9 protein-coding genes are annotated in these 12047 nt (G+C 69.5%); 5 read left to right on the top strand and 4 right to left on the bottom strand.

Going from position 1 to position 12047, the window contains the following annotated elements:
* From ACFY1L_RS06510 to ACFY1L_RS06490, 5 genes are all read left to right on the top strand, one after another.
* Complete coding sequence (locus tag ACFY1L_RS06510; protein WP_388819161.1) at window positions 1–819, top strand: SAM-dependent methyltransferase; 819 nt, start codon at window positions 1–3, stop codon at window positions 817–819.
* A 65-nt stretch (window positions 820–884) separates the two neighbouring features.
* Window positions 885–1745, top strand: a complete 861-nt coding sequence (locus tag ACFY1L_RS06505) for a PaaX family transcriptional regulator C-terminal domain-containing protein (protein WP_388819158.1) — start codon at window positions 885–887, stop codon at window positions 1743–1745.
* A gap of 149 nt (window positions 1746–1894) precedes the next feature.
* Window positions 1895–7024: a caspase family protein gene (locus ACFY1L_RS06500; RefSeq protein WP_388819155.1), complete on the top strand. Its 5130-nt coding sequence runs from the start codon at window positions 1895–1897 to the stop codon at window positions 7022–7024.
* Window positions 7011–7331, top strand: coding sequence for a hypothetical protein (locus ACFY1L_RS06495; protein ID WP_388819152.1), 321 nt, complete (start codon window positions 7011–7013; stop codon window positions 7329–7331). Before ACFY1L_RS06500 ends, ACFY1L_RS06495 begins: the two co-directional genes overlap by 14 nt.
* The gene (locus ACFY1L_RS06490; protein WP_388819150.1) at window positions 7331–7993 is read left to right on the top strand and encodes a hypothetical protein; all 663 of its coding nucleotides are present in this window, start codon (window positions 7331–7333) and stop codon (window positions 7991–7993) included. Before ACFY1L_RS06495 ends, ACFY1L_RS06490 begins: the two co-directional genes overlap by 1 nt.
* A gap of 90 nt (window positions 7994–8083) precedes the next feature.
* Here the strand turns inward: ACFY1L_RS06490 and ACFY1L_RS06485 are convergent, their stop codons facing one another.
* The 4 genes from ACFY1L_RS06485 to ACFY1L_RS06470 form a co-directional block, all read right to left on the bottom strand.
* A complete protein-coding gene (locus ACFY1L_RS06485) occupies window positions 8084–9517 on the bottom strand; it encodes an ATP-binding protein (RefSeq protein WP_388819147.1) in 1434 nt (477 codons plus the stop codon).
* Window positions 9518–10225 (bottom strand): response regulator transcription factor, encoded by a 708-nt coding sequence (locus ACFY1L_RS06480; protein WP_361265672.1) that lies wholly within the window; start codon window positions 10223–10225, stop codon window positions 9518–9520.
* 128 nt (window positions 10226–10353) lie between these two features.
* Window positions 10354–10935: an FMN reductase gene (locus ACFY1L_RS06475; RefSeq protein WP_388819144.1), complete on the bottom strand. Its 582-nt coding sequence runs from the start codon at window positions 10933–10935 to the stop codon at window positions 10354–10356.
* Window positions 10932–12020 (bottom strand): LLM class flavin-dependent oxidoreductase, encoded by a 1089-nt coding sequence (locus tag ACFY1L_RS06470; RefSeq protein ID WP_388819141.1) that lies wholly within the window; start codon window positions 12018–12020, stop codon window positions 10932–10934. The genes ACFY1L_RS06475 and ACFY1L_RS06470 overlap by 4 nt, the downstream gene beginning before the upstream one ends.
* Window positions 12021–12047: the final 27 nt, after the last annotated feature.

Genomic DNA, 12047 nt, shown 5'->3' with positions numbered 1-12047 from the left:
ATGACCTCTCCCCGCGGCGAAGACGCCGACTCCCGGCCCCTGACGATCGACACCACCAGGCCGCACCCGGCCCGGATGTACGACTACTTCCTCGGCGGCAAGGACAACTACGAGGTCGACCGGGCGGCGGCCGAGCAGTTCATCAAGGCGGCTCCGGAGGTGCGGGAGGGCGTCCGCGCCAACCGGCGCTTCATGCACCGCGCCGTCCGGCACGTCGTCGCGGAGGGCGGCATCCGCCAGATCCTCGACATCGGCACCGGCCTGCCCACCGAGCCCAACGTCCACCAGGTCGCGCGGGCCGTCGCCCCCGGCACCCGTGTCGCGTACGTCGACAACGACCCGATCGTCAGCGCCCACTCCAGGGCCCTGGTGGACGACGGCGACACCTCGGTCGTCCTGGCCGACCTGCGCGACCCTCTGGCCGTCCTCGACCACCCCGACATCCGCCGGGTCATCGACTTCGACCGGCCGCTGGCGCTGCTGCTGGTGGCGGTCGTGCACTTCGTCCCCGACGCGCAGGACCCGGCCGGCATCGTCGCCACCCTTCGCGAGGCACTGCCCGCCGGCTCCTACCTCGTCCTGTCGCACGCCACGGGCGACATCCACGAGGACCGCCGCGAGGACGCTGCGGCCGTCTACAAGGCGGCCACCGCCACCATGAACCTCCGCTCCCACGCCCAAGTCGCGGACTTCTTCGGCGACTTCACCGTCCTGGACCCGGGCCTGGTCCAGGTCCCGGACTGGCGCCCGGAAGAGCCCCCGAAGCGGGACGCACCGCCCATCGGGATCTACGGCGGGGTGGCTCGCAAGGACGGGTGAGCGGCCGGGGCGGGCGGTCCGCGGAGCCCGAAGGGCGCTCAGCGAAGACACGTACTCTTGCCCCCGTGGAGGACGAAGACATCCTGGACACCGCGGACGGCGACCTTGCGGACGGCCCGGCGCCGCGCCCCCAGTCGCTCATGCTCGCCTTCTTCGGCAACCACGTGCTGGAGGAGGGGGATCTGTGCGTCTACTCGGGCAGCATCATCGACGTGCTCGGTCGCGTCGAGGTCGGTGAACAGGCCGTACGCTCCACGCTCACCCGCATGGTCAACCGCGGCCTGCTGCGGCGCCAGCGCGAGGGCCGCAGGATGTACTTCAGTCTCACCCAGCAGGCCACCCGTGTCCTCCAGGACGGCCGTACCCGCATCTGGAAGCAGGGCGCGGTCAACGACGACTGGGACGGCTCCTGGACCCTGCTGGGGTTCTCCCTGCCCGACTCGTGGAAGCGGCAGCGCCACGACCTGCGTTCACGCCTCACCTGGTCCGGCTTCGGCGCGCTGTACAGCGGGCTGTGGATCGCGCCGGGGGACGTGGACGTCTCGGGCCCGGTCTCGGAGCTCGGTCTTTCGGCCCACGTGAAGATCTTCCACGCCCGGGCGGCCGAGGTGACCGACATCGAGCGGATGGTCAGCGACACCTGGGACCTGGAGTCCATCGCCGCCCGCTACGTCACCTTCGACAAGCGCTGGACCGCCCACCTCGGCACCGGTTCCGGCGAGGACCCCATCGGCACCCGTCTGCGCCTGGTCAGCGAATGGCTCTGGACCATCCGCACGGACCCCCGCCTCCCCGCCCGCCACCTGCCGCCCGCCTGGCCGGCCCGCCCGGCCCAGGAGACCTTCCGCCGGGTCGCCGAACAGACGGAGGCGCCGGCCGAGCGGATGGCCAGGGAGCTGCTGGAGACGACGCGCCTGAACACCTGAGCGCGTGTCACGGCTGCGGACAAACCGACGTATCACCAGGTCACCCCAGAGTGCCCCTCTGTCATAATGCCGCTCTACCGACGGAACACCGCACACTGACCAGTGATCAACTCACTTGCCAGGATGGGAGACTGGGGGACTCTTCCACGATGGGCACGTTACGAGCGCTTCTGATCGCGTCGCCGAAAGAGCTGGACTTCGTCCGCAAGGACACGGCACGGATCAAGGAGGCGCTGCTCGGCTCGGGCTACGACGAGCCCGACGTCACCGTGCTGGACACCGTGGACAAGACCGGACGCACCAGCTTCTACACGCAGCTCAACACCTTCTTCGGCCGGTGCGAGGACGACGACTTCGCCCTGGTCTACTTCTCCGGTCACGGCGTGAACATCGACGGCATCGACTACATGGTGCCGAGCGACGCCGCCCGCACCGCGGGCCGGCAGAGCCTCATCGCCGTCGTACCAGACGAGTTGCTGGAGAAGCTGACGACGCGGGCCACCGTGATGGTGTGCGTCGACGCGTGCCGTGACGACGCGGGTGAGGAGTTCCTGCCCCCGCCGGCGGCTCCGTCGTCGTCCCGCCTCCGCGAGAACGTCGTCCTCCTGCAGTCGTGCGCCGCCGGCGAGCAGGCCATGGGCACGAACGAGGGCAGCTTCCTGGGCCGTGCGCTCGCCGAGGCGCTCGCGAACGACTCGCCCCCGCGCACGGTCGGCGAGGTCCTCGACCACGCGCGCCGCCGCACCGAGCAGATTGCCGGCGACAACGGCTGCATCACCCGCCACCGGGTGGACATCCGCTGGCTCAGCGGCTCCATCGGCCAGGCGCCCGCCGAGCACGCCGGGCGGGAGATCTGCCGGACCGGGCCCGGAGTACAGGAATGGACCCGGGCCATGCACGCGTCCCGCCTGTGGAAGATGGTCCCCGACGGTGAGGCGGACACCGGGAGGCTGAGGGATCTCCTCAGCCATGTGATCGACAAAGTGCTCGCCATCCGCCGGGCCGCCGAACGCAGGAACACCCCGGATTCCTGGGAGGACCCGCAGTTCCCCGAGCGGGTCCTCAAACAGCTCGACCGCCTGGTCCCGGCCGCCCCCGACGGTCGGCTGAGCCCGCTGGAAGCCGTCACCCTGCTGGGGACGCCCTTCGTCCGGGAGGCGGCGGTAGCATGCGGGCTGCGTGCGCTTGCCGAACTGCACCCGCCGCAAGGGCCGGACGCCGGGGAGGAGCTCCCCTCTCGCGAACCGGGCGACGAGATCAGACACCATCTCGCCGAGGACATGGCGGACGTCCGCAACGCCTATCGACACATCGAGACCAAGCGGCGAAGGCTCCGGGACGAGGGAGCCGCTCCCGACGTCGTGGCGGCGGCCGAACAGTGGTTGCGTCATCGCCTGCTGGCCGACTGGGACCAGCTCTGGTACTCGGCCACCGGGTCGGGCCGGTCCACCGGCGCGCTGGACAGCCTGAAGTCCGTGGTCGAACTGCTGACGGACGTTGCCGAGTACGCCGTCCAGCCGGACGAACAGACCACGCCGACCAGCCGCGAGCGACTGCGCTCGGCTCTCATGCAGGTGGTCATGCAGATGCGCACGCGCCCCGCGGAGACCGCCCCGAACGGCGAGGTCTGGAACACCAAGCTGCCGAAGATCCTCAGCATGAGCCGCAGGATGTGGTGGCGGCCGAGGGAGCTGGCGGGGCTGCTGCACATCGCGGAGCTCCTCGCGATCGACCCTCGCACGCTGGACGGCATCGTCGTGGACCACCTCGGTGCGGATCACCACCAGGTGAAGCCGGGTGACCTGATCCAGCAGATCCGCGACAGCGACTTCCGCCCCGTCCGCGAGAACCGTGCAGCCCCGTCCGACTGGACCCTGCAGGCCGACTGCGGCAACGCCGCCCTGCACGTCGCCCTGGAACGCCAGACCGACGCCGCCGCCGACGCCGCGCGCGGGCTCTCCAACGACCTGTCCGACGCAGACCTGTTCGCGGCGCTCCCGAAGCACATCAACACGGACGCCCTGGAGCCCGCCGGCACGGCCCGGTACGAGGCACCGCCACCGCGCTTCCAACTCGCGGAAGACGGGATCAAGCCCCTCATCATGGGCACGCAGTTGTACGGCGACCGCATGCTGGCCGTGCGTGAGCTCTACCAGAACGCCCTCGACGCGTGCCGCCGACGCCATGCCCGCCAGAGGTACGCCGCGCTCACGGGCGAGATCGACGAGTCGGACGTGAAGGACCTGGCGGACTACGCCGTTTCCTTCACCCTCGGTCAGGACGCCGAGGGCCTCTACATCGAGTGCGTGGACGATGGAATCGGCATGACGGTGGAGGAACTCCGTGACCTCTTTTCCCGGGCCGGTCGCCGCTACGAGCAGTCGCCCAGGAGCGTCCGCGAGATCCGTCGCTGGCGCCGGGTGGGCGTGATCCCGGAACTCAACAGCCGTTTCGGCATCGGCGCGTTCAGCTATTTCATGCTCGCCGAGAAGATCAGGGTGACGACTCGGCCGGCCGGTCCGAACGGGCAGGGGGACGGCGGTCCCGGGCACCGAGTCGACGTAGTGGCGGATTCGGGACTCATGCACATCCGCGGCGACGGGACGGAGAGGGTCGGGACTTGTGTACGGCTCTATCTGCGGCCCGAGTTCTGCCTAGGGGAGATTCCGTCGTTGATCGAGGCGTTGCGGGAGCAGGTCTGGCTGAGCCCGGTGACGCTCCGCGCCGAGGAGAAGATCAACGGCAAGGACATGAAGGACCAGTGGAGTCCGGGTGTGTTGCGGCCTGATGCCACACTTGCGGTGCAGGAGGAGGAGACCGGACAGGACATTTGGTGGGTGCAGGGGCGAGGTGCTCGCCTCGTGGACGGGATCTTCGTGGGCGCAGAGCCCCGCCCGCACGGCTATGTCATCAACCTGCGCCACCGGCACCGGCCCGTCCTCAGCGCCGACCGCAATCGCCTGCAGGACTACGCGGTCGACCAGGTCCTCGATGAATTGGTTGCGGCCGCCGAGAAGTTGACACAGTGGAAGCCGATTCCAATCGAATGGCTGTGGGAACTGGCAAAGGATGACGTCATCCTGGCGGAACTGGTTGTCGGACGCCTACTGGCCACCGATATCAGAGTCTCCGTGAACAAGTGGTATGGCGACGGCCACTATTTCGACGTCGGTGGGAACGACTGGCGCTTCGCGCGGTACTCCTCCTCACTCGCCCGACTCGGTTGCCTTCCTTTCGACACACTGAGTCGCCACGACATCATGAAGAGCGACCACGACACGGCAGGCACCGGACTCGGGCTCTTCTACCTGTGGCGTTCACAGCTGGTGGACGTGGGCGCTATCTTCGACCGGGAAAGCAGCCCCGTCATCGGCTGGCCGAAAGGGTTCCCTGAACCAACGGCTGTCGACACATTGTTGTTCCGCGATCTGCCGGACTTCTGGATCTGGAATCCGCTGGCAGCGGCCCTGCAAGCAGCCGAGGGCAGCATGCACAGTCTGCGGTCGACAGTGCGTACGCTGCGGAGATACGCCGTCGCAGGTATTCACGTTCCCGAGACGGACGACATCCGAGGGCTGGACGACGTGGACTGCCCTGCGATGCAGACCCGTCTGTACGCGGGATACGACCGTGCACTCACCCTGCAGACACGTGCACAAGGCACCGAACCTCCGGTTCACGCCCCCTTGCTCCTGGAAGCCGGCCGCGAGCGCAAGACAATCGGGGAAGCTACACGGCTCGTCCGGCAGCTCAGACGCCTCGACGCGCGGATACCGGATCCCCCGGATCCGGGCGACCTCGATGAGCACATCCCTGATCAGGCCGAGGGGGTGGTGCTGAGCGGAAGTCGCACGCCGGGGCTCGACGGACTGCCGGCCGTGGTCACACCGATGGTCGCCGCCTACATGGCGGTGCACTCGAATACGGAGCCGGCTGATACCGCATCGACTGCACGCCGTTACGCACGATTCGGATACCGCGTCGCGGGCGCCCTCGAGTCAGCCCACATCTCCATCGAGGAAGCGCGTGCTCTGGGCCTCACGGATTCATGGAGCGCGCCCGAGAGGTTCAACAAGTACTTCGGCGTCCTCGGGTTGGTCCGCCTCTCGGCCGAACGTGGGGACCCGGACGTAGGAACAACCGTCCAGGACCTGGGGGATCTCGCCCAGCGTCTGGAGTTGGGGTGGTCTGCTCCCGAGGCGCTCCTGTCCGTCAAGGCGCCCTCGTGGTGGGCCTCCCTGAGTACGTACGACACAAGACCAGCGCAGCCTGTCGGCAACTGGACGGTTCTCCAGGCTCTGAACCTCACAGCCGAGTCCGAGTCCCTGGAAGCGGAGGATGAGGCCGTCCGAGCCCTGGCCGAAGCCGGAGTCGTCCATGCGAGCGCAGCCGACGCTGTTCGGACCGCGCGGGAGAGCGAGCGGCGTCTCCTCCACCTGTCCGTGCCTTTCGGATACGTCTCCTCCGAACGGTCCGGAGGTGAAGCCTGGCGCTACACCATCGACACCGAGACCGACCACGTGAGTACCGCGTTGCTCGTAGTGATGAGCGCAGAAAACTTCAACAAGATCGGTGTCATGGCCGAGGAGGTGCAAGAGGAAGCCGCACCGTACGGCATCAGTGTCGCCGACGTTCCCCCTGAGACACGCGACCTGCAACCGGAGAGGGCGGAGTGCAAGGCGCTGTGCACCTCTGACAACGTCACCTGGAAGGCCGCGATCACCCACAGAGAGATCATCACGTACGCGGACGAATGCGGGGTCGACCTCGTCGAGGCCATGTCCCAGCTACGCGCCTATGAGCCCCTTGGTGCCCCCAAGGTCCCGGACGCCATAGCGGTGCCTGCGAGCGAGGCCGGCGATCAGCAGCGGCAGGAGACCGAGGAGGTCCACCGGGCCATTCGGAAGCTGTTTCTGTTCGAACCCCTGAGACAGGGCACCGTAACCCCCCTGGCCCTCACCATCACCGCCGCCCGCCTGGACCGCGGCCTGCGCGCAACCTTCCGCGCTCTCGCCCCCTACGCCGCATGCGGCGTCACCTTCGAGTGCCCCGAACCCGCCGACGACCACGAGCCCGACTGGCGCGACGTCATCATCCTCACGCAACGGCTCACAGGCCGGGAGCCCGCGCTGTCCGGCACGGTGACGGACGATCACATCCAGCTGGCCGCGGAGGAAACCGAGCTGACACCCGACGACGTGCGCGGGCGACTCGCCTACTATGCGCCGCTGTTCGGGTTCCAGCTGCCGCAGGAGGGGGACACACATGCCGGGTCATGACGACGTGCCGTACAAGGAGCACAAGGTCGATCCGCCGAACGACCTCGACTGGCACCGGGACGACGCCGGCTTCCTCGTGTTCACCGGCACCTGTCCCGTCTGCCAGGGCTGGACCGAGCTGCCGCTCATCGACATCGCCCCCGGCACCATCCCGAAAGCCTGGCCGTGGGGAAAGAAGGAGGACGCAACGGCGCGGGAGCGCAGGATGGACTGCGAGTGTCCGATCACCCACCCTCAGAATGCCGACGAACTGCCCGGCTGCGGTGCATGGTGGCCGGTGACCGTTCCCGTCCGTAAGGCGTCCTGATGGCTGCCTCTCCGCGCCCGACGGGCCGCGCGCTGCGGCTCCAGGCGCGGCAGCGGCTGCACGACATGCTCCAGTCCCAGCTGGAGATCGCCCGCCACCAGGCCGAGGGCTGGCGCAACTTCCTGGCCACGGCCACCGCGCTGCTGGCAGCGGTACTCGTCCTCAAGGGTCGCGAGAACGTGGCCGATCTGACTTCGGGGTACCGGAACTTCGTCGTGGTGATGATGTCGCTGGGGCTGGTGGCCCTGCTGGTCTCCGCCTTCGCCGCAGCATCGGCCGCGCACGGGCGGCCCGGCCGTAGAAACAAGTTGCTGGACGTCGACGGGGCCCAGCTGCTGCAGTGGGAAGCGGCGGAGTGCAAGCGCATCGGAAGGATGGTCAACCTCGCCCGCTGGCTCGCGGTGGCAGGCGTGCTGGCCACTGCCACGGGTGTGATGGCGACCTGGCTGGCTCCGGCGGACGAACAGCCGGCCGCGCCCGTCACCGTACACACCCGCGACGGGAAGGTCTGCGGCGAACTGGTCGAGGTGGACAGCACCGGCATCACGGTGAAGGTGAAATCCACCGGCGCCGCGGCTTCCGGGGACGCCTCGAAGGACACGCTGCGGAGGCTCAGTTGGGGCCCCCAGGCCGTGAGCGTCAGCCCCAAGGACGCCTGCTGATCCAGGAACCCGGCGCGCGGACGTCCTCGTCACCGAAACATGTCGAGGTCTGCTCGATCAGCCGCACCGCGCGGCTCGGCACCGAATCCCTCACCCCTCGGTCCCGCCCCCCGGCACCCCGCCCACCGTGAAGCCGATCACCGAGCCGCCCCCGTCCCGCTGGAGTGCGAACGGGGCGCCGCCGTGGGCCATGGCCACCTCGCGGACGATCGACAGGCCGAGGCCGGAGCCCGGCAGGGAACGGGCGTCCGCCGCGCGGTAGAAGCGGTCGAAGATGCGGATCAGGTCGCAGTCGGCGATACCCGGGCCGCGGTCGAGGACCTCGACGCGGACCGTGCCGGACCGGGCGGGCCCGGAGACGGAGATCTCGATGGGGCCCGTGCCGTCGCGGTCGAACTTGGCCGCGTTCTCGACAAGGTTGGAGATCGCGCGCTGAAGCATTCCGGGGCGCCCGTCGGTCGTCGTGTCGCCGCTCGCGCGGACGGTGATGTGACGTCCGGAGCGGCGCCGGGCGAGCCCGGCCACGTCCTCGGCGATGTCCGCGAGGTCGACCCGCTGCGGCGGCTCGGTGTCGGACTGCCCGGCCGCAAGGTCCACCAACTCGTTGACCAGATCGGTGAGTTCGCGCGCCTCCTGGGTGAGGTCCGCGACCAGCTCGTCCCGGGTCGAAGGGGGCAGTTCGTCGATGCGGCGAAGGAGCGAGATGTTCGTACGGAGGGAGGTGAGCGGCGTGCGGAGCTCGTGCCCGGCGTCCTGGACCAGACGGCGCTGGTCCTCCTCGGACTGGGCGAGACGGCCCAGCATGCGGTCGAAGGCGCGTCCGAGGCGGCCCACCTCGTCGTAACCGGTGACGGGCACCTCGATGCCGAGCCGCCGGGTGCGCGCGACGTCCTCCGCGGCCGAGGTCAGGATGATCAGCCGACGGGTGATGCGCCGCGCCAGCCACCAGCCGAACAGGCCCGCGGCGGTCACCACCGCGCCCATCAGGATCAGCGTCCGCTGCTGCAGCGCCCGCAGCAGGTCCTCGGTGTCGCTGAACTCCTGCGCGACCTGCACCGCGCCCCGCCGGTCACCGAGGGAGACGGTGGCGATGCGGTACACGTCCGCGGCGACGTCGACGTCCTTGTGCTCGACCATCTTCCCGGCGGTCCGGGCGGCCGCGATCGACCGGTCGGCGGCGGTGACGGGCAGTCCCGGGCTGCCGGTGTCGACGACCTTGCCGTCCGCCCCCAGCACCTGCACATCGGTCCGGGCGGGCCGCACGATGTCGTGGCCCGGCGCCGAGGACGAGAAGTCGTCCGTCGTCATCCGGTGCTGACGCACCTCGTCGCGCAGGTCCTGCACGACCTGGTCGAACACGGATTCCTGGTCGACCCGCACCAGCCGCGCGGCGGCGCTGTACGACAGGACGCCGACCAGGACGGTGACGGCGGCGGTGACGGCCGCGAAGGACACGGCGAACGTGGTGCGCAGGGAGACCAGCCCGGGCCGCCGTCTCGCCAGCAGCCGCCTGAGCCGGCCCATTCAGTCCTCCCGCAGCACGTAACCCACACCGCGCACCGTGTGGATCAGCGCCGGTGCGCCCGGCTCGTCGAGCTTGCGGCGCAGATAGCCGACGTACACGGCGAGGTTCTTGGAGCCGGGCCCGAAGTCGTAGCCCCAGATGCGGTCGTAGATGGTGGAGTGGTCGAGGACGATCCCGGCGTTGCGCACGAGCAGTTCCAGCAGCTCGAACTCGGTCCGCGTCAGCTCCAGCTCGCGCTCCCCGCGCCAGGCCCGCCGGGCCTGCACGTCCATGCGCAGTCCGGCGGCCTGGATCTGCCGGTCGGCGGAGGCCGGGGGCTCCTTCGGTACGTCGGCCACGGGCGCGCCGTCCGCGCTGGTACGGCGCAGCAGCGCACGCAGCCGTGCGAAGACCTCCTCGACGTCGAACGGCTTGACCACGTAGTCGTCGGCGCCGGCGTCCAGGCCGGCGATACGGTCCGCGGTCTCGACGAGGGCGGTGAGCATGAGGATCGGGGTCCGGTCGCCCTCGGCACGCAGCACCCGGCAGACCTGGAGGCCGTCGATGCCGGGCATCATCACGTCCAGCAGGAGCACGTCCGGTGGGGTCCGGTGGGCCTGCGCCAGCGCCTCGACGCCGTCGGCGACCGCGGTGACCTGGTAGCCCTCCAGGGTCAGGGCGCGCTCCAGGGCGTGACGGATGGCGCGGTCGTCTTCGGCGAGCAGCACAGTTTGGGACACGGCTCCAGTCTGCCAAGGTCCAGGTGTCGTACGACGTGATGAGCAGCTCACCGGGCGCCCTTCTTACTGGCCTCTCACCCCTGGGGCGCAACCAAGGCGGCGCCCCTACCGTCCTCTCACCCTGTGGGTCGAAGAGCGGCGAGCTGCTGCTCGAAAGGCACCAACCCGGGCTCCGCCCTCTTCGTGGTGAGCCCCGCCATCAGCCCCGCGAGCTCCCCACCTGCCCGTTCGATCCGTCCGTCCAAACCCTCCGCGCCCCAGTCCTCCGAGGCGGCGTAGACCCCCGTCGGGACGACCACGGCCTTCAGGTACGCGAACAGCGGACGCAGCGCGTGCTCCAGGACGAGCGAGTGCCGGGCCGTGCCGCCGGTCGCCGCGATCAGCACCGGCTTGCCCGCCAGGGCGTCCGGCTCGACCACGTCGAAGAAGGACTTGAACAGCCCGCTGTACGAGGCGGAGAACACCGGCGTGACGACCACCAGCCCGTCCGCCTCCGTCACCGCCTCGAGCGCGGCCGACAGATTCCGCCCCGGGAACCCGTTCGTGAAGTTGTGCGCTATCTCGACCGCGAGCTCGCGCAGCTCCACGACCTGCACCTCCACCGGGGTCTGCCGGCCCACGGCCGCGGCCAGCCGGTCCCCCAGCAACCGCGTGGACGACGGCACGCTCAGCCCCGCCGACACGACGACGAGCCTCATGCCACGACCTCCTTCTCCACCGCGGCCAGCAGCGACGCGTGCGTCGGCGCCTCCGGCACGTCCGCCGGACGGCCCTTGGCGAACTCCTCGCGCAGCACCGGCACGACCTCCTCGCCCAGCATGTCGATCTGCTCCAGCACGGTCTTCAGCGGCAGCCCGGCATGGTCCACCAGGAAGAGCTGACGCTGGTAGTCACCGGCGTACTCCCGGAAGGACAGGGTCTTCTCGATCACCTGCTGCGGGGAGCCGACGGTGAGCGGCGTCTGGTCCGTGAAGTCCTCGAGGGAGGGCCCGTGGCCGTACACCGGCGCGACGTCGAAGTACGGGCGGAACTCCCGCACGGCGTCCTGGGAGTTCTTCCGCATGAAGATCTGGCCGCCGAGCCCGACGATCGCCTGCTCCGGCGTCCCGTGCCCGTAGTGCGCGTACCGCGTCCGGTAGAGCTCGACCATCCGCTTGGTGTGGTCGGCCGGCCAGAAGATGTTGTTGTGGAAGAAGCCGTCGCCGTAGTACGCCGCCTGCTCGGCGATCTCCGGCGAGCGGATCGAGCCGTGCCAGACGAACGGCGGGACCCCGTCCAGCGGCCGCGGCGTGGACGTGAAGCCCTGCAGCGGCGACCGGAACTTCCCCTCCCAGTCCACGACGTCCTCGCGCCACAGGCGACGCAGCAGCGCGTAGTTCTCGATCGCCAGGTTGATGCCCTGGCGGATGTCCTGGCCGAACCACGGATACACCGGGCCGGTGTTGCCGCGGCCCATCATCAGGTCCACCCGGCCGTCGGCCAGGTGCTGGAGCATCGCGAAGTCCTCGGCGATCTTCACCGGGTCATTGGTGGTGATGAGCGTCGTGGAGGTGGACAGGACCAGCTTCTCCGTCTGCGCGGCGACATAGCCGAGCATCGTGGTCGGGGACGATGGCACGAAGGGCGGGTTGTGGTGCTCGCCGGTCGCGAAGACGTCGAGGCCGACCTCCTCGGCCTTCAGCGCGATGGCGACCATGGCCTTGATGCGCTCGCGCTCCGTCGGCGTACGGCCCGTCGTCGGGTCCGGCGTGACGTCGCCGACGCTGAAGATCCCGAACTGCATGGTCGCTCAACCTCCAAGTTGTTGACC

Source organism: Streptomyces sp. NPDC001663 (genome assembly GCF_042893105.1).
GTDB lineage: Bacteria > Actinomycetota > Actinomycetes > Streptomycetales > Streptomycetaceae > Streptomyces.
This window is presented reverse-complemented; position numbering and strand designations above follow the sequence as displayed.